Source organism: Pseudomonas viridiflava (genome assembly GCF_001642795.1).
Lineage (GTDB): Bacteria > Pseudomonadota > Gammaproteobacteria > Pseudomonadales > Pseudomonadaceae > Aquipseudomonas > Aquipseudomonas viridiflava.
In genome coordinates this window covers 411,935-431,251 of record NZ_LKEH01000026.1, presented here as the reverse complement: position 1 = coordinate 431,251, position 19,317 = coordinate 411,935, and the positions used below count along the sequence as shown (strand labels likewise).

The 19,317-nt window shown below is 60.8% G+C and carries 12 protein-coding genes; 8 read left to right on the top strand and 4 right to left on the bottom strand.

The window, feature by feature from the left end:
* Positions 1-105: 105 nt before the first annotated feature.
* The 4 genes from msrA to aceE form a co-directional block, all read right to left on the bottom strand.
* On the bottom strand, positions 106-753 hold the full coding sequence (gene msrA / locus AO065_RS14760; protein ID WP_004888416.1) for a peptide-methionine (S)-S-oxide reductase MsrA: 648 nt from the start codon (positions 751-753) through the stop codon (positions 106-108).
* Positions 754-900: 147 nt separating this feature from the next.
* Positions 901-3,594 carry a putative bifunctional diguanylate cyclase/phosphodiesterase gene (locus AO065_RS14755; RefSeq protein WP_004888419.1) on the bottom strand — a complete coding sequence of 898 codons (2,694 nt, stop codon included), beginning with the start codon at positions 3,592-3,594 and terminating at the stop codon, positions 901-903.
* Between the two features lie 821 nt (positions 3,595-4,415).
* Complete coding sequence (gene aceF, locus AO065_RS14750; RefSeq protein ID WP_004883391.1) at positions 4,416-6,050, bottom strand: dihydrolipoyllysine-residue acetyltransferase; 1,635 nt, start codon at positions 6,048-6,050, stop codon at positions 4,416-4,418.
* Positions 6,051-6,192: 142 nt separating this feature from the next.
* The gene (gene aceE, locus AO065_RS14745) at positions 6,193-8,838 is read right to left on the bottom strand and encodes a pyruvate dehydrogenase (acetyl-transferring), homodimeric type (RefSeq protein WP_054540906.1); all 2,646 of its coding nucleotides are present in this window, start codon (positions 8,836-8,838) and stop codon (positions 6,193-6,195) included.
* 382 nt (positions 8,839-9,220) lie between these two features.
* Between aceE and glnE the strand changes: the two genes are divergently transcribed.
* From glnE to AO065_RS14705, 8 genes are all read left to right on the top strand, one after another.
* Complete coding sequence (gene glnE / locus AO065_RS14740; protein WP_004883407.1) at positions 9,221-12,178, top strand: bifunctional [glutamate--ammonia ligase]-adenylyl-L-tyrosine phosphorylase/[glutamate--ammonia-ligase] adenylyltransferase; 2,958 nt, start codon at positions 9,221-9,223, stop codon at positions 12,176-12,178.
* Positions 12,179-12,306: 128 nt separating this feature from the next.
* Positions 12,307-13,341 carry a lipopolysaccharide heptosyltransferase II gene (gene waaF / locus AO065_RS14735; protein WP_004883410.1) on the top strand — a complete coding sequence of 345 codons (1,035 nt, stop codon included), beginning with the start codon at positions 12,307-12,309 and terminating at the stop codon, positions 13,339-13,341.
* A 2-nt stretch (positions 13,342-13,343) separates the two neighbouring features.
* The gene (gene waaC, locus AO065_RS14730; protein ID WP_004883412.1) at positions 13,344-14,408 is read left to right on the top strand and encodes a lipopolysaccharide heptosyltransferase I; all 1,065 of its coding nucleotides are present in this window, start codon (positions 13,344-13,346) and stop codon (positions 14,406-14,408) included.
* Positions 14,408-15,529, top strand: a complete 1,122-nt coding sequence (locus tag AO065_RS14725; protein WP_004883414.1) for a glycosyltransferase family 4 protein — start codon at positions 14,408-14,410, stop codon at positions 15,527-15,529. The genes waaC and AO065_RS14725 overlap by 1 nt, the downstream gene beginning before the upstream one ends.
* The gene (gene rfaP / locus AO065_RS14720) at positions 15,529-16,335 is read left to right on the top strand and encodes a lipopolysaccharide core heptose(I) kinase RfaP (RefSeq protein ID WP_004883418.1); all 807 of its coding nucleotides are present in this window, start codon (positions 15,529-15,531) and stop codon (positions 16,333-16,335) included. Before AO065_RS14725 ends, rfaP begins: the two co-directional genes overlap by 1 nt.
* Positions 16,335-17,069 carry a lipopolysaccharide kinase InaA family protein gene (locus tag AO065_RS14715; RefSeq protein WP_004883421.1) on the top strand — a complete coding sequence of 245 codons (735 nt, stop codon included), beginning with the start codon at positions 16,335-16,337 and terminating at the stop codon, positions 17,067-17,069. Before rfaP ends, AO065_RS14715 begins: the two co-directional genes overlap by 1 nt.
* Positions 17,066-17,845 (top strand): lipopolysaccharide kinase InaA family protein, encoded by a 780-nt coding sequence (locus tag AO065_RS14710; protein WP_004883422.1) that lies wholly within the window; start codon positions 17,066-17,068, stop codon positions 17,843-17,845. Before AO065_RS14715 ends, AO065_RS14710 begins: the two co-directional genes overlap by 4 nt.
* A complete protein-coding gene (locus tag AO065_RS14705) occupies positions 17,845-19,290 on the top strand; it encodes a lipopolysaccharide kinase InaA family protein (RefSeq protein WP_004883425.1) in 1,446 nt (481 codons plus the stop codon). Before AO065_RS14710 ends, AO065_RS14705 begins: the two co-directional genes overlap by 1 nt.
* Positions 19,291-19,317: the final 27 nt, after the last annotated feature.

The following is a 19,317-nucleotide window of genomic DNA, read 5'->3' as shown; positions in this document are numbered from 1 at the left end:
CCATTTGTGACGCGGAGCGTCACGGGAGGCATGCCCACGCGGAGCGATGGGCACGATCAGTGTCGAGGCGGCGATGAGCGCGGAGTGGGCACGATCAGTCAGCCATCAGGCCGGCAGACAAACCCCGGTACCGCCCAGGCCGCAATAGCCCTGCGGATTCTTGGCCAGGTACTGCTGGTGATAAGCCTCGGCGAAGAACACGGTCGGTGCTTCTTCGATTTCTGTGGTGATCCCGCCCAGACCGGCCTTGCTCAGTTCTGCCTGGAAAATTTCGGCACTGGTCTTGGCTGTATCGAGCTGTTCAGGTGTGGTGCAGTAGATCACCGAGCGGTATTGCGTGCCGATGTCGTTGCCCTGACGCATGCCCTGGGTCGGGTTGTGCGCTTCCCAGAACACTTTAAGCAGCGACTCATAGCTGATCTTTTCAGGTTCGTAGACCACCAGCACCACTTCGGTGTGGCCGGTGAGGCCGGAGCAGACTTCTTCGTAAGTCGGGTTCGGCGTGTGTCCGCCCGCGTAGCCAACCACGGTGCTCACGACACCTTCCTGTTGCCATAGGCGACGTTCTGCGCCCCAGAAGCAACCCATGCCGAAGATGGCGAATTCCACGTTGTTGGAGAACGGCCCGAGCAGCGGGTTGCCGTTGACGTAATGGGTTTCAGGCAGCGCCATGGGTGTTTCGCGGCCCGGCAGTGCTTGTTCTTTGGTAGGCAGTACGTTCTTGTTCACTAGAATTTCCGAGCGCAGAGTCATGAACCATATCCTCTCGTTTAGAGACAGGCAGCAGGGGCCAGGACAGATGAATGCAATTACATAGGTCCCGTTACACGTAGAAACAAGTGCTGCCGTGTAAAAACAGAACGACAGTGTGCCCGACTGGGCTGGGTGCAGGAAGAGGGATCAGGCCGACGGTCGGCGCGGGTAACGCTGCAGCTTCTCGATCAGCGCTTCGCCCGGGATCGGTCTGTCGAACAGATAACCCTGTCCGACGTCGCAGCGATGACGGCGCAGGAAGGCCAGCTGGGCGGCGGTTTCAATGCCTTCGGCGACCACCTTGAGCTTGAGGTTGTGCGCCATGGCGATGACCGCCGACGTGATTTCCATGTCGTCTTCGTCATCCGGAATATCGCGGATGAAGCTGCGATCGATCTTGATCACGTCGATGGGGAATTTCTTCAGATAACTGAACGACGAATAGCCGGTGCCGAAGTCATCCATGGCCAGCGACAGGCCCAGCTTCTTAAGCGAGTCCAGCTGCTGGCGCGTGTCTTCGGTGGCTTCCAGCAACAGGCCTTCGGTCAGCTCCAGTTCCAGCAGCGAGGCGTCCAGCTCTTCCTCCTTGAGGATCGAGGCAATCGAGGACACCAGCTCCGGGTCGGAGAACTGTTTGGGCGAAACGTTGATGGCCACTTGCAGATTGCCGAAGCCCGCTGCGGTCAGGTCCTTGCTCATGCGGCAGGACTGGCGCGCGACCCACTTGCCGATCGGAATGATCAGACCGGTTTCTTCCGCCACGCTGATGAACTGGTCGGGACGAATCATGCCTTTTTCAGGATGGTTCCAGCGCAGCAGCGCTTCCATACCGATCAGCCTGCCGGACAACAGGCACAGCTTGGGCTGATAGAACACTTCCAGCTCGTTCTGCGTCAGGGCACGGCGCAGGTTGTTCTCGACGAACAGCTTATAGCTGGCCTCGGCGTTGAGTGCTTCAGTGAACACCTGTACCTGATGTTTGCCGTTGGCCTTGGCTTTGTGCAGCGCCAGGCCCGCGTTCTTCATCAGGGTTTGCGGATCACGACCATGCAGTGGCGCGCAGGCCAGGCCCACGGAGCCGGTGACGCTGATCAGCTGATTGTCGACGAACATCGGCTTGTCCAGCGTCGCCAGTACCTCGCTGGCGATGTTCTGACCCGCTTCCTGATCGGTGTTATCGAGCAGCACGGCAAACTCGTTACTGGCAAAACGCGCCAGGACGTCCGTCGGACTCAAGGTGTTACGCAGGCGGCGTGCAAGGCTGATGAGCAGCTTGTCGCCGGTCTGGTGGCCGAGGCTGTCGTTGATGCGCTTGAAGTTGTCGATATCGACCAGCAGCAGGCTCATGGGCGTATCGGTGTCACGGTCGAAGCGTTCGTCCAGATTGCGGATGAACGCAGGCCGGTTGCCCAGGTTGGTCAGGTTGTCGGTGTAGGCCAGGCGCTCGATGCGCTGCTGGGCCAGCTTGCTCTGGGTGATGTCTTCGTAAATGCCGATGTAATGCGTCAGCTCGCGGTTGTCGCCGTAGACCTTGGAGATCGACAGCTGGCTCCAGTAGGGTTCCAGATTCTTGCGTCGGCTCTTGAACTCGCCCTGCCAGCTGTTGCTGGTGGTCAGGCTGGAATTGGCTTCCAGCAGCAATTCGTTGAGGTTTTCCAGCGCAGGCAATTCAGAAAGCTTGCGGCCTGCGACCTCTTCGGAGCTGTATTGGGTGATGGCCGTGAAGCTTGGGTTGACGTACTCGACCACGCCGTCGCAGTTGACCAACAGAAAGGCATTGGCACTCTGCTCGACCGCGCGCTGGAACAAGTGCAATGCATTGGTCGCGGCGCGGCGGTTGAGGTTGTTGATGACCTGCGCGAACTGGTCGGCCAGCTCACCGGCAAAGGCGATCTCATCGGACTGCCATTCACGCGTCGAGCCGGTCTGCTCAAGGCACAGCACGCCCACCACCTGGCCGTCGATGCGGATACTGGCGTCCAGGGTGGCGTTGGTTTGCTGAGGACGGAGGCTCTCGGCCAGCTCACGCGTGCGCGGATCGGACTGAATGTTGAACGCATCAATCGCCCGGCTGGTGTGCAGTGCCTGCAGGTAGCTGGGGTACGGGCTGACATCAATGACTGCACGAGACCGGTAGTCGCCGGTCAGCCGGTGGTAATCGGCGATCGGCTCCATGCACTTGTCATTGAGGTTCCAGATGCTGGCGCGGTCCACATCGTAGATGACGCAGGCGCTTTTGGTGATCAGCTCTGCAGCTTCCAGCAGGGTATTGGTGGTGGTGTAGCGATGCCGCGTCAGGCGCAGGATCAGGTCTTGCTGGGCGCGGACGCGCTCCAGGTGAGCGTACTGATCACGCTGCGCGCGCTGGTTCAGTTCCAGAGCGATCTGCAGGCGTGAGTTGCGGGTTTCCAGGTCACTGTCGACCGCCACTTCGCCTTCCGCAAGGGCGTCTTCGACGATGAGGAAATAACCGCGCAACAGATGGCGATTGTGCTGCTTGTAGGCCTCACCGATTTCCAGAAGGCCAAGCGGGCCTCTGGGCGTGTGCAGTGTGTAGCGAATGCTGTAATTGTTGGATGTCGCCAGCTGCAATTGCACCTCGTCATGCAACTGATAGCGCGCTTCGGGCTCCATCAGGCTGGCGTAGGGGGAGCCGATCAGGGCGCAGAGATCCACGGCAGGCAGGCCGAACTGTTTTTCACAGTTAGCATCGAGGTACAACAGCGCCCAATTGGCTTCGTTAAGCCGCTCGAAACGCAGCATGCCCAGGCGCGAAGGCACAGGCAATTGCGTCACTACCTCGGCTGCGGATCTACCGGCAGCATCGGTCTGGCTCTTCATCAACAAATTCGCTTCCGGAATACTGATTGCGTTGGGCCAAAGGCCTGTTTCCGCGTATGGCAAGGTTGCATCATGCGGGCAATGCTTACAAGAGACCACGGTGGCTTAGTGCTATAAAAGTGTCGGCCGCAAGCGCCAGTTCTTCAGCGCAAATGGTCGGATAGGCGAAACGATTCAGTTTTGAGCGGAAAAAGAGTGTTTCTGTTGGGGCATGCCTACATAGCGCTCATCGTTATACACAAGTCTGCTTCACCCNGCCCATCGCTCCGCGTGGGCATGCCTCCCGTGACGCTCCGCGTCACAAATGGCACAGATTGCGGACTCAGTTAGCCGAGCGCATGACGTGGGTAACGCTGGAGCTTGGCCACGCATCTGCGCCACATTCAAGTNCGGACGCGGAGCGTCCTGAGCGGCATTCCCACGCGGAGCGTAGGAACGATCAGCGTGATCTCAAGCACGCCTCCGAGTTATACCCAAGTCTTGCTGCAACTACGGACTGTGGGAGGCGGCTTGCCGGCGATGCTTTTCTGAAGCGACCTATCAGTGACTGAACTGACGCCATCGCCGGCAAGCCGCCTCCCACAAGGTATGCATTCAGCCAGACACTTTCCTTTTTCGCCCCGTTTCGCGCGTCCTACAGACTTGTGTATAACGATGCGCGCAGAGCATGGGCGCGATTGTGCACAACAACCGTCGCATGTCACCGGTGACAACCAATCTGCAGGCAAAAAAAGCCCCGCTTGAAGGCGGGGTTGAGGTTCGAGCGTGGCAGCTCGTAAACACGTGCGGCAGGGCCCGCTGTCAGGCGGGCCTGCTCGGGCTTACAGCAGGATTGTGCGGATGTCCGCCAGCAATTCGCTCAAGCGCTTGGTGAAGCGGGCAGCGGCCGCGCCGTTGATCACGCGGTGATCGTAGGACAGCGACAGAGGCAGCATCAGCTTTGGCTGGAAGGCTTTGCCGTCCCAGACAGGCTGGATAGTAGCCTTGGAAACACCCAGGATCGCCACTTCCGGCGCGTTGACGATTGGCGTGAAGCCAGTGCCGCCAATGTGACCGAGGCTGGAGATGGTGAAGCAGGCGCCCTGCATGTCGTTGGCGGTCAGCTTCTTGGTGCGTGCTTTCTCGGCCAGTGCAGCGGCTTCGGCAGCCAGTTGCAGCAGGCTCTTCTGGTCGACGTCGCGGATGACCGGGACCAGCAGGCCGTCCGGGGTGTCCACGGCGAAACCGATGTGCACGTACTTCTTGCGGATCACAGCCTTGCCGCTTGGTGCCAGCGAGGCGTTGAAGTCCGGCAGCTCCTTGAGCAGGTGGGCGCAGGACTTGAGCAGCAGAGGCAGAACGGTCAGCTTGACGCCCGCCTTCTCGGCAGCGCCTTTTTGCGCGACGCGGAAAGCTTCCAGTTCGGTGATGTCGGCCTGGTCGAATTGCGTGACGTGCGGGATGTTCAGCCAGCTGCGGTGCAGACCGGTTGCGCCCAGTTGCATCAGGCGAGTCATCGGCACTTCTTCGATTTCGCCGAAACGGCTGAAATCGACTTCCGGGATCGGCTGGATGCCCATGCCGCCGCTTGCGCCGCCGGCTGGTGCGTCCTTGGCCTTTTGCATCATGGCCTTGACGTAAGCCTGAACGTCTTCCTTCAGCACGCGGCCGTGTGGGCCGGTGGCGCTGACGGCGTTCAGCTCGACGCCGAATTCGCGGGCCAGTTGACGAACCGCCGGGCCTGCATGGACCTTGGCGCCGTCTTTGGCCGGTGCAGGCGCGGCTTCTGCCTTGGGAGCAGGTGCTGCGGCCGGAGCCGGTGCGGCTTCAGTCTTGGCCGGTGCGGCCGCCGGTGCGCTGGCTGCCGGAGCAGGAGCGGCGGCAGGGGCTGCGCCTTCGACTTTCAGCTTGAGGATCAGGTCGCCGGTGCCGACTTCCTGGTCCAGTTTGACTTCGATGCTTTCGACAACGCCCGCGGCTGGAGAAGGAATCTCCATGCTGGCTTTATCGGATTCCAGGGTGATCAGCGATTGATCGGCCTGGATGCTGTCGCCGACCTTGACCATCAGTTCGATGATCTTGGCCTTGCCCGACGAGCCGATGTCCGGCACGTGGATGTCCTGTACCGAAGCGGCAGCGGCAGGCGCTGGTGCTGCGGCGGGAGCCGGTGCAGCTTCAGCAGGTTTCTCGGCAGCAGCCGGAGCTGCAGCAGGTGCGGCGTCGGCCGGCGCGGCAGCCGCTTCGCCTTCGATTTCCAGCTCGAACAACTCGTCGCCTTCTTTCAGGCGGTCGCCCAGCTTGACCTTCATGGCCTTAATCACGCCCGCCTTGGGCGCCGGGATTTCCATGCTTGCCTTGTCGGACTCAAGCGTCAGAACGCTCTGGTCAGCTTCGATGCGATCACCGACCTTGACCATCAATTCAATGACTTCACCTTCACCGTTGCCGATGTCGGGTACGCGAATTAGCTCACTCACTCTGTATCTCCTTGGGAGAACCTGTTCACTCACGAATACGCTGGTTCAGTTACAGCAAAACAGCCTTGGATGCTCATTTACGCGAGGTAAATTCCGCATCTTCGGCTGTTCACGCCCTGATCAGCGCTCTCGAAGCAGACTCTTAGCAGTCCAGTGGATTGCGTTTTTCTGGATCGATGCCGAACTTTGCAATGGCTTCAGCCACGACTTTAGGTTCGATATCGCCGCGATCAGCCAAGGCTTCCAGGGCTGCCAGCACAACGAAGTGACGGTCGACTTCAAAGAAGTGACGCAGCTTCTTGCGGCTGTCGCTACGGCCGAAACCGTCGGTGCCCAGTACTTTGTATTCCTTGGTTGGAACCCACTGACGAATCTGGTCAGCGAACAGCTTCATGTAGTCGGTCGATGCGATGACCGGACCCTTGCGACCGTTCAGGCACTGCTCGACGTAGCTCAGCTCAGGCTTCTGGCCCGGATGCAGGCGGTTGTTGCGCTCTACCGCCAGACCGTCGCGACGCAGTTCGTTGAAGCTGGTTACGCTCCAGACGTCAGCGCCGATGTTGAACTCGTCACGCAGGATCTTCGCCGCTTCGCGAACTTCACGCAGGATGGTGCCCGAGCCCAGCAACTGGACGTGGTGCGCCGCTTCCTTGGTGTCTTCTTCGAGCAGGTACATGCCCTTGATGATGCCGTCTTCCACGCCGGCCGGCATGGCTGGCTGGGTGTAGGACTCGTTCATCACGGTCAGGTAGTAGAAAACGTCCTGCTGTTCTTCGAACATCAGGCGCATGCCTTCACGAATGATGACAGCCAGCTCGTAACCGTAGGTCGGGTCGAAGGTGCGGCAGTTCGGGATGGTCGACGCCAGGATGTGGCTGTGACCGTCTTCGTGCTGCAGGCCTTCGCCGTTCAGCGTGGTACGACCGGCGGTGCCGCCGACCAGGAAGCCACGGGTGCGGCTGTCGCCAGCGGCCCAGGCCAGGTCGCCGATACGCTGGAAACCGAACATCGAGTAGAAGATGTAGAACGGAATCATCGGCTGGTTATGGCTGCTGTACGAAGTACCCGCCGCGATGAAGGAGGACATGGCGCCCGCTTCGTTGATGCCTTCCTCGAGGATCTGACCCTTCTTGTCCTCGCGGTAGAACATCACCTGCTCTTTATCGACTGGCTCGTAGAGCTGGCCGACGGAGGAGTAGATGCCCAGCTGGCGGAACATGCCTTCCATACCGAAGGTACGGGCTTCGTCCGGGATGATCGGCACGATGCGCTGGCCGATTTCCTTGTCCTTGACCAGTTGGGTCAGGATGCGCACGAACGCCATGGTGGTGGAGATTTCGCGGTCGCCCGAACCGTCAAGGATGGCCTTGAGGGTTTCCAGCGGCGGCGTCGGCAGGTTGAAGCTCTGTGCGCGACGCTGTGGCACGAAACCGCCCAGTGCGGCACGGCGCTCGCTCAGGTAACGGGCTTCGGCGCTGCCTTCTTCCGGCTTGTAGAACGGCAGGGCTTCGAGTTCGGAGTCCTTGACCGGGATGTCGAAACGGTCACGGAAGTGACGCAGGCTGTCGACATCGACCTTCTTGGTGTTGTGCGCGGTGTTTTTCGCTTCACCGGCGCCGGTGCCATAACCCTTGATGGTCTTGGCCAGAACCACGGTCGGTTGACCCTTGTGGTTGACGGCTTCGTGATAGGCCGCGTAGACCTTGTACGGGTCGTGACCACCACGATTGAGTTTCCAGATCTCGTCGTCGGACAGATCGGCAACCATCGCCTTGAGTTCAGGCGAGTTGAAGAAGTGCTCACGGACGAACGCGCCGTCCTTGGCCTTGTAGTTCTGGTATTCGCCGTCGATGACTTCGTCCATACGACGTTGCAGGATGCCGTCGACGTCCTTGGCCAGCAGTGGGTCCCAGAAACGGCCCCAGATGACTTTGGTGACGTTCCACTGAGCACCACGGAACACGCCTTCCAGTTCCTGGATGATCTTGGCGTTGCCGCGAACCGGACCGTCCAGACGCTGCAGGTTGCAGTTCACGACGAAGATCAGGTTGTCCAGCTTCTCGCGACCGGCCAGGGCGATGGCGCCCAGGGATTCCGGCTCGTCGGTCTCGCCGTCGCCCAGGAAGCACCAGACTTTCTGCTTGCCTTCCGGGATGAAGCCGCGGTGTTCCAGGTACTTCATGAAGCGTGCCTGGTAGATCGCCTGGATCGGGCCAAGGCCCATGGATACAGTCGGGAACTGCCAGAAATCTTTCATCAGCCACGGGTGTGGGTAAGACGAAAGGCCATTGCCGTCGACTTCCTGACGGAAATTGTTCATCTGCTCTTCGGTGATGCGGCCTTCCATGAACGCACGGGCGTAGACGCCTGGCGATGCGTGACCCTGGAAGTAGATCAGGTCGCCGCCGTGTTCGTCGGTCGGGGCCTGGAAGAAGTAGTTGAAGCCGATGTCATACAGCGTGGCACTGGAGGCGAAGCTCGAAATGTGACCGCCCAGATCCGGGTCGTTCAGGTTGGTTTTGACAACCATGGCCAACGCGTTCCAGCGCACCAGCGAGCGAATGCGGCGTTCCATGAACAGGTCGCCAGGCATGCGTGCTTCGTGGGTGACAGGAATCGTGTTGCGGTAAGGCGTGGTGATGGCGTAAGGCAGCTGCGAACCACTGCGGGTGGCGAGTTCGCCCAGACGGGTCATCAGGTAATGAGCACGGTCTTCGCCTTCTTTGTCGAGAACCGATTCCAGGGCGTCCAGCCATTCCTGGGTTTCGACGGGATCGAGGTCTTGCATGGCTTGCTCCAGGGCGGAAAGGCTTCCAGAATCGGTTGCCTGAGTTTGCGACTGGCCTTGTGGGCAGACGACATAAATTCTTGGATTACCGGAGGTTGGCCCGGCGGCGTGTAGTTTTACTACAAATCGACGACTATTTCAGCCCTCCGAGTTACGTAGCCAGTAGTAAAACTACAGAGAAGCGACCAAATCGCTCCTGTTGTGTTGTGAGATAAAACGTTACTGTTGATGTGTTTCGAATGTGTTGCGGTAAAAAGTCGGAATTTTATGCTTCTAAAACGATTTTTCCAGCAATTTATAACCTTTGTTCGACAAGCGGCAGTGGCAGGTCAATCTCGCAGTCATGGCAGGTAGCCCGTTGCACGCCGATCAAGGATAGACCATGAGCCTACCTTTACTGGCCGATTTTCCGGCCATCCTGCTGCCATTGATTACCCGTGCACAACAGACATTTCGTACAGCGCTCGCTGATTTATCTGCCGATGCATTGGCTTCTTTCGAGGCCTGGCCCGAGTCGCGCCGCCTGGCGTTCGACCGGGTCTGCGCAGCCAGCGACTTCGTCACCGAGCAGATCTGCCGCGATCCGCGCATGCTGCTGGACATGGCCGATTCAGGCGAACTGGAGCGTAGCTTCTCGGCAGGCGAGTTGCGCGGGCAAATCGCCGACGCATTGAGCACCGCGACCACTGACGATGAGTTGGGGCGTAATCTACGTCGCCAACGCATGCGGCATCAAGTGCGGATTATCTGGCGGGACCTGACACGCCAGGCAGACCTGATCGAGACCTGCCGCGACCTGTCGGACATGGCCGATGCCTGCATCGACCTGGCCTGTCACTGGCTGCACGAGCGTCTCTGCCAGCAGTTCGGTACGCCCACCGGGCGTCGCACGGGGCTGCCGCAGCAGATGGTGATTCTGGGCATGGGCAAGCTGGGCGCGGTCGAACTGAACCTGTCGTCCGACATCGATCTGATCTTCGGCTACCCGGAAGGCGGCGAAACGGTCGGCGTCAAACGCCCGCTCGACAATCAGGAGTTCTTCATTCGTCTGGGGCAGCGGCTGATCAAGGCGCTGGACCCTGTGACCGTCGATGGCTTTGTGTTTCGCGTCGACATGCGCCTGCGGCCTTATGGTTCTTCCGGGGCGCTGGTGCTCAGTTTCAATGCGCTGGAGCAGTATTACCAGGATCAGGGCCGCGACTGGGAGCGTTACGCGATGATCAAGGCCCGTGTGGTGGGCGGCGATCAGAAGGCGGGCGCCGAGCTGCTGGAAATGCTGCGCCCGTTCGTCTATCGCCGTTATCTGGATTTCTCGGCCATCGAAGCGCTGCGCACCATGAAGCAGCTCATTCAGCAGGAAGTGAAGCGCAAGGGCATGGCGGAGAACATCAAGCTCGGCGCGGGCGGCATTCGTGAAGTCGAGTTCATCGCCCAGGCCTTTCAACTGATCCATGGCGGTCGCGACCTGAGCCTTCAGCAACGCCCGTTGTTCAAGGTCCTGAAGACCCTCGAAGGCCAAGGCTATCTGCCCAGCGCCGTGACCGAAGAATTGCGCGAGGGTTATGAATTCCTGCGCTACACCGAACATGCGATTCAGGCGATTGCCGACCGGCAGACCCAGATGCTGCCGGACAACGAGCAGGATCAGGCGCGCATCGCGCTGATGATGGGCTTTTCGGACTGGGCGAGCTTTCACGAACGACTGATGTACTGGCGCGGCCGGGTGTCGTGGCACTTCCGTCAGGTCATCGCCGATCCCGATTCCGACCCTGATGAAGAGCAGGAAGACGACAGCGAAGTCATCGTCGGCGGCGAATGGCTGCCATTGTGGGAAGAATCCCAGGACGAAGAGGCCGCCAGTCGCCAGCTTTCCCAGGCCGGTTTCGTCAACGCCGAGACAGCGATCAAACATCTGGCGAGCCTGCGCAGCAGTCCGCATCTGCGCTCCATGCAGCGCCTCAGTCGCGAGCGTCTGGACGCCTTTATTCCACGTCTGCTGGCACAGGCGGTGGAGCACGACAAACCTGATCTCGTACTTGAGCGCGTATTGCCGCTGGTGGAAGCCGTGGCCCGGCGGTCGGCCTATCTGGTGCTGCTCACCGAGAACCCCGATGCACTGCGCCGTCTGCTGACCCTGTGCGCCGCCAGTCCGTGGATCGCCGAGCAGATTGCCCGCTTCCCGTTGCTGCTCGATGAGCTGCTCAATGAGGGCCGTCTGTTCAATCCGCCATTGGCGCCCGAACTGGCCGCCGAGCTGCGCGAACGGTTGATCCGCATTCCCGAGGATGACCTTGAACAGCAGATGGAAGCGCTGCGGCACTTCAAGCTGGCCCACAGTCTGCGGGTGGCGGCGTCGGAAATCACCGGCAGCCTACCGTTGATGAAGGTCAGCGACTACCTGACCTGGCTGGCTGAGGCGATACTTGAACAGGTGCTGGCGCTGGCCTGGCGTCACAGTGTGGCGCGACACGGCACGCCGTCTCGGCCTGACGGCACGTTATGCGATCCGGGTTTCGTGATTGTCGGGTACGGCAAGGTGGGTGGCATCGAGCTGGGCCATGGGTCCGATCTCGATCTGGTGTTCATTCATGACGGCGACCCGCAGACCGAAACCGACGGCGCCAGACCGATCGACAGCGCGCAGTTCTTTACCCGGCTGGGGCAACGGATCATTCACCTGCTGACCACTCAGACCAACTCCGGCCAGTTGTATGACGTCGACATGCGGCTGCGTCCGTCCGGTGCCTCGGGGCTGCTGGTCAGTTCGCTGGGCGCTTTCGCGCGTTATCAGGACAAGGAAGCCTGGACCTGGGAGCATCAGGCGCTGGTCCGCGCGCGTGTATTGACCGGCAGTCCCGATGTGGGCCGCGAAGTCGAGAAGGTGCGCGCCGACGTGCTGGGTCGCGAGCGCGATCTGGACAAGCTGCGCGCCGAAGTCAGCGAGATGCGCGCGAAGATGCGTGACAACCTCGGCAGCCGTCTGACGGCGGCGGGCAGGGGAGCCAATGCCTTCGAGTCCTCCATGCCGTTCGACCTCAAGCAGGATGCCGGAGGTATCGTCGATATCGAATTTATGGTGCAATACGCGGCCTTGGCGTGGTCCAGAGAGCATCCGGGGCTGCTGCAATACACCGATAACATTCGTATTCTCGAAGGGCTGGAAGAGGCCGGGTTGTTACCCGATGCCGATGCCAGCCTGTTGCGCGAAGCCTACAAGGCGTACCGTTCGGCGGCGCACCGTCAGGCGTTGCAGAAGCAAGCGGGTGTGGTCAGCGGCGATCAGTTTCATTGCGAACGGCGTGAAGTGATGCGGATCTGGGCGCAGATGGGGTTGAGCTGAACGGACGACATGCCGTTCGTTCACAACAAGACTATATAAAGCTATGACAGGGAGGCGACAGGTTGTGTGGGAACGTCACGCAGTCTGATCGGCCTCCCTGATCGTTTCCGGTCGTTTTTGGATGAAACATGAATATTCTGATCGTTGGGCCTAGCTGGGTCGGTGACATGGTGATGGCGCAAACGCTGTTCCAGTGCCTGAAACAGCGTCATCCCGAGTGCCAGATCGATGTGCTGGCACCTGAGTGGAGTCGTCCGCTGCTGGAGCGCATGCCCGAAGTGCGCGCTGCGCTCAGCTTTCCCCTCGGCCATGGTGCCCTGGAACTGGCCACGCGCCGTCGCATCGGAAAGTCCCTGGCCGGTCAGTACGATCAGGCGATTCTGTTGCCCAATTCGCTGAAATCCGCGCTGGTGCCTTTTTTCGCAGGCATCAAGCAGCGCACCGGCTGGCGTGGCGAGTTCCGCTACGGGCTGCTCAACGATGTACGCACTCTGGATAAAGAACGTTATCCGCTGATGATCGAGCGCTTCATGGCGCTTGCCTACGACAAGAACGCGGAATTGCCCCGGCCTTACCCCAAGCCAAGCCTGCAGATTGACTCGGCAACCCGCGATGCGGCGCTGGCCAAGTTCGGGCTGACGCTGGACCGCCCGGTGCTGGCGCTGTGCCCTGGTGCCGAGTTCGGCGAGTCCAAGCGCTGGCCCGCAGAGCACTATGCGCAGGTCGCCGATGCGCGAATCCGCGAAGGCTGGCAGGTCTGGCTGTTTGGCTCGCAGAAGGATCATCCGGTCGGCGAGACCATCCGTGAGAACCTGATTCCCGGTCTGCGTGAAGAGTCCGTCAACCTGAGCGGGCAGACCTCGCTGGCCGAAGCCATCGATCTGCTGTCGTGTGCCGACTCGGTCGTCTCCAACGATTCGGGTCTGATGCACGTTGCGGCAGCGCTGAATCGTCCGCTGGTGGCCGTTTATGGCTCGACATCGCCAGCGTTTACTCCGCCGCTGGCCGACGAGGTCGAGGTTGTCCAGTTGGGCATCGAGTGCAGCCCCTGCTTTGACCGCACTTGCCGTTTCGGCCATTACAACTGCATGCGCCTGCTTGAGCCGGGCGCAGTGATCCAGGCGCTGGGCCGCCTGGACAGCACTCCAGTAGAGGTTGTCTGACGTTGCGGGTATTGCTGATCAAGACGTCTTCGCTGGGTGATGTGATCCATGCCTTGCCCGCGCTGACCGACGCGGCCCGTGCGCTGCCGGGCATCCGCTTCGACTGGGTTGTGGAAGAAGGCTTTGCCGAGATTCCGGCCTGGCATCCGGCTGTCGATACGGTGATCCCGGTGGCGATCCGCCGCTGGCGCAAGAACCTGTGGCAGACCTTCAGAAACGGTGAGTGGCGTGGCTTCAAGGCCCGTTTGCGCGAGCAGCGTTATGACCTGGTGATCGACGCTCAGGGGCTGTTCAAAAGCGCCTGGCTGACCCGCTATGTCGATGCGCCGGTTGCCGGTCTCGACCGGGACTCCGCACGCGAGCCGGTCGCCAGCCGTTTCTATGACAAGCGCTACCCGGTGGCACGCGGACAGCACGCGGTCGAGCGTTTGCGCCAGCTGTTCGCGCAGGCGCTGGGCTACAGCGTGCCGGTCGGCATCGGTGACTACGGGCTGAATAAACCGACCGCTCAGGATGACGCGCCGCAGGCACCCTTCGTGCTGTTTCTGCACGGCACCACCTGGGACACCAAGCATTGGCCCGAACTGTACTGGCGACAGCTGGCGGAGCGGATGGCCGCTCAAGGCCTGCAAGTGCGCCTGCCGTGGGGCAGTCCGGCTGAAAAGGCCCGTGCCGAGCGTATCGCCGACGGGCTGGACGCGGCGCAGGTGCTGCCCAAATTGAATCTGGCAGGCGTGGCGCGGGTGCTGGCTCAGGCGCAAGCCTGCGTGGCGGTGGACACCGGTATCGGTCATCTGGCCGCCGCGCTGGATGTGCCGACCGTTTCACTGTTCGGACCAACCAACCCGGTGCTGACCGGAGCCTACGGCAAATCGCAGGTGCATCTGGCCTCCGATTACCCGAGCTGCGCGCCGTGCCTGCAAAAAAAATGCACGTACCAGCCGACCGCTGACGATCAGCGCCGGTTTGACCTTAAACGCGAGTGGCCACCGTGCTTCACTCGCCTGAATCCCGAGCGAGTAGCGAGCCAACTGGGCACGCTGTTGCTGGCAAAGGAACCTGGCTGATGCAACTGGCTTTCGTCCTGTACAAATACTTTCCGTTCGGCGGACTGCAACGCGACTTCATGCGCATCGCGCTGGAGTGCCAGAAGCGCGGTCATCAGATTCGCGTCTACACCCTGATCTGGGAAGGCGACGTGCCGCCCGGCTTCGAGGTGCTGGTTGCGCCGGTCAAAGCCTTTTTCAACCATCGCCGCAATCAAAAGCTCAGCGCGTGGATGGAGGCGGATCTGGCCAAACGCCCGGTGGACCGCCTGATCGGCTTCAACAAGATGCCAGGTCTGGACGTTTACTACGCGGCAGATGGCTGCTTCGAGGACAAGGCGCAGAACCTGCGCAGTCCGCTGTATCGCAAGTGGGGTCGCTACCGCCACTTTTCCGACTATGAGCGTGCTGTTTTCGCCAGGGACGCGAAGACTCAGGTCCTTATGATTTCCGAGGTTCAGCAGCCGCTGTTCATCAAGCATTACGACACGCCGCTGTCACGTTTCCATCTGTTGCCGCCCGGCATTTCCCCGGATCGGCGGGCGCCCCCTGAAGCACCGGAGATTCGTTCAGGCTTCAGGCAGGAGTTCGGTCTTGCTGAAAATGACCTGTTATTGGTGCAGATCGGCTCAGGTTTCAAGACGAAAGGCGTAGATCGCAGCCTCAAAGCCCTGGCGGCACTGCCGACCGACCTGAAGAAACGCACGCGGCTGTTTGTAATCGGCCAGGACGACCCCAAGGTATTCCAACTGCAAAGCGCTGCATTGGGACTGGGCGATCAAGTGACCTTCATGAAAGGTCGCAGTGACATTCCACGTTTCCTGATGGGCGCTGACGTTCTGATTCATCCGGCCTACAACGAGAACACCGGCACCGTGCTGCTTGAAGCGCTGGTGGCGGGTTTGCCCGTTCTGGTCAGCGCCGTGTGTGGCTATGCCCATTACATCGCCGAAGCCGACTGCGGTCTGGTGCTGGATGAGCCGTTCGAACAGGCGCAGCTCAATCGTTATCTGGCAGACATGCTCAAGGACGATACGGCGCGCAGCAACTGGGGCCGTAACGGCTTGGCGTTCGCTGACACGGCGGACCTTTACAGCATGCCGCAGCACGCTGCCGATGTGATTCTGGCGGAGCACTATTGATGAAGCTGTTCCTTGCTGAACCGTTCAAAAGCCTGTGGGCCGGGCGCGATGCGTTCGCCGAGGTTGAGGCCTTGAGCGGTGAGGTGTATCGCGAACTCGAAGGTCGCCGGACACTGCGCACCGAAGTCGACGGGCGCGGCTATTTCGTGAAGATCCATCGCGGTATCGGCTGGGGCGAAATCGCCAAGAACCTGGTGACCGCCAAGTTGCCGGTGCTGGGCGCAGGCAAGGAGTGGGACGCCATCGAGCGGCTGCATGAAGTCGGCGTACCGACCATGACCGCCGTGGCCTATGGCGAACGCGGCAACAACCCGGCCGCGCAGCACTCGTTCATCGTCACCGAAGAGCTGGCACCCACCACCAGCCTTGAAGACGTCAGCATCAATTGGCGCAACGAGCCGCCCGAGCCGCGCCTCAAGCGGGCGTACATCGCCGAGGTCGCGCGACTGGTCGGGATGATGCACCGCGCCGGGGTCAACCACCGCGACTGTTACATCTGCCATTTTCTGTTGCACACCGACAAGCCCGTCACGGCCGACGACTTCAGGCTGTCGGTCATCGACCTGCACCGCGCGCAGACCCGTCGGGCGATCACCCCGCGCTGGCGCAACAAGGACCTGGCGGCGCTGTATTTCTCGGCGCTGGACATCGGTCTGACGCGTCGCGACAAACTGCGCTTTCTCAACGGCTACTTTCAGAAGCCGTTGCGGGAAATACTGGTCAGGGAAGCGAAGCTGCTCGGCTGGCTGGAGACAAAGGCCGACAAGCTTTATCAGCGTAAATTGCGATACGGGGATGCGCTCTGATGGCGGGTTGGAACCTGGAGCCTGCGTACGCGTTTCTGGCTGAAGACTTCGGCGACCTGGACGCTGTGTTTGCCTTGCAGGGCGAACGCCTGACCCGTGACCCGCTGTCCGAGGTGATTCGGGTTCAGCGCGCCGGGGTCAATTATTACGTCAAGCGCTATGTGGGCGCAGGCAAAGGCCTGCGACGTTATCTGGGGCGGCCTCGGGTCAAGTCCGAGTGGCAGAACCTCAAGCGTTTCGCCAAGTGGGGCATTCCTACGGCTGAAGTGGTGGCCTGGGGGCTCGAGCGCAACGGCGCAGCCTATGACCGTGGTGCGTTGATCACCCGCGAACTGCCCAATACCGAAGACATGTCTGCCCTGGCGCTGCGCAAGGATCCGCTGTTGTCCGACAGGCAGTGGGTGGATGGTATCAGCCGTCAACTTGCGTCCTACACACGGATCATGCACGACCATCACTTCACCCATAACGACCTGAAGTGGCGCAACCTGCTGGTGGACGATCAGGCCCGGCTGTTCTTCATCGATTGCCCCAACGGGGCCTTCTGGTGGAGTTTCATGCTGCGCTACCGGATCACCAAGGACCTGGCGTGCCTGGACAAGGTCGCCAAGTACCATCTGTCCGCCACCCAGCGGCTGCGCTTTTACCTGCAATACCGTCAGCGTGCGCGTCTGAACGCCTCCGACAAAAAACGTATCCGTCATGTCGTCAGCTTTTTCGAGGGGCGCGAATGAGCGTGTTTATTGCCAGTGCCGACCGGCCCCTGCTGGAGCGCCACGGCCTGACCGATTTCGAGTCGCTGTGGAAGCTGAAGCTGGACGCAGTCGATGAGCCCAATACCGGACGAGGCGGCTGGAGCAGCGTGTTCCGGCTGGATCTGGACGGCCAGGGTTTTTACCTCAAGCGCCAGAGCAATTACCTGACCCACACGTTGCATCATCCGTTTGGCGAGCCGTCGTTTTCCCGCGAGTTTCGTAACATCAGCCGTTATCAGAAGCTGGGTATCCCGGCCTTGCAGGCGGCGGTTTACGGCGAGAGCAGGGTCGATGGCGAACGTCGGGCGATTCTGATGACGCGCGCGCTGGACGGCTGGACCGATCTGGATGAACTGCTACAGGGCTGGACGGAACTGGGCGGCGCCGCGCGATCAGCTATTCTCAAGGCTTGTGGGCTGTTGGCGCGCACGCTGCACGGCGCGGGGCAGATCCATGGCTGCTTTTATCCCAAGCATATTTTTCTGCGGACCGATCAGGCGGGCTGTCAGGCGCAACTGATCGATCTGGAAAAGACCCGGCCGGTGATCTTTGGCCGGCGTGACCGGGTCAAGGATCTGGAACCGCTGTTGCGCCGTGCGCGTATGTGGACAGAAGTCGATCAGCGCGAACTGCTGGCCGCCTACCTGCAGGCCGGTCCCGACAGCGAGCAGGTCAATGCCTGGCGTGCGCGCCTCGGGCATCGAGGCCAGCACAAGCGTGACCTTCAACACCGTGACCAGAAAGAGACCCGTTGATGCGTTTGTCCGATCTCAAGAACGCCGGGCGCAAGCCTGAGCTGCCGATGAGCCTGACCCTGGCCGATGCCGCAGGCAGCGCCGAACTGCAACTGCTGACCCTGCTGCGTGTATTGCCCGGTCAGCGCTACGTGGGTGCGGGTGTCTGGCGTGGTCGCACAGTGCTGGCCAAACTGCTGGTCGGCAGCAAGGCCGCCCGGCATTTTCAGCGTGAACTGAGCGGCGTACGGCTGTTGGCCGAGCAGGGCGTGACGACGCCTTTGCTGCTGGCCGACGGTCTGCAGGAAGGCGAGGGCGGCTGGCTGTTGTTCGAGTTTCTTGAGAACGCGCCAAGCCTGGGCGACGCCTGGAATGCCGTGCAGCACCAACCGCCGCTGACCGATGAGCAACAGACCGTGCTTGGCGAAGCGCTCTCGGCGATTGCCCTGCTGCACGCCAAAGGTCTGTGGCAGGAAGACCTGCATCTGGACAACCTGCTGCGCCATGACGGCAAGCTGTACATGATCGACGGCGCAGGCATTCGTGCCGAGCAGGCCGGACAGCCGTTGTCGCGCCAGAAAGTGCTGGAAAACCTCGGCGTATTCTTTGCCCAGTTGCCCCGGGCTTTCGAGCCGTTCACCGAAGAGTTACTGGTGCATTACCTGTTGAGCAACGCCGAGCATGGTTTGCCGATGGAGGCGCTGCAGAAACAGATCGACAAGATTCGCAACTGGCGTCTGAAGGACTTTCTCGACAAGACCGGTCGCGATTGCAGTCTGTTCAGCGTCAAGGACAGTGCTTCGGTGTTTCAGGCGATTCGTCGTGAAGAAGAGGCGGCAATGCTGCCGGTACTGGATCAGGCCGATGCCTTGCTCGATGACGGGCATCTGTACAAGACCGGCGGCGCCGCCAGTGTCGGGCGTGTCGAAGTTGGCGGCCGTGCACTGGTCATCAAACGCTACAACATCAAGAATTTCAGCCACTGGCTCAAGCGCTTCTGGCGCCCGAGCCGGGCCTGGCATTCATGGCGCGAAGCCAATCGGCTGGCGTTTCTGGGCATCGCGACGCCCAAACCTCTGGCGGTGCGCGAAGAGCGCGTGCTGGGTATGCGCAGTAAAGCCTATCTGATTACCGAGTTCCTGCCGGGTCCGGACATCATTGAGCGTTTTGCGCCCTACGTGGAAACCGGTGATGTGCCCGAAAGCGAGTTGCAGGCGCTCGATACGCTGTTCGCGCAATTGATTCGCGAGCGCATCAGTCATGGTGATTTCAAGGGTCATAACGTGTTCTGGCAGGAAGACCGCTGGGCGCTGATCGACCTGGATGCCATGCAGCAGCACAGCTCTCAGGCGTCGTTTGCTGCAGCTTTTGCCCGTGATCGCGCACGCTTCATGCGCAACTGGCCGGAGCAAAGTGCGCTGCACCAGAAGCTGGAGCAGCGCTTGCCGAAGGGCGAGACGGCCTGAGTCGTCCCGCCCTTCGGATGATTCGCG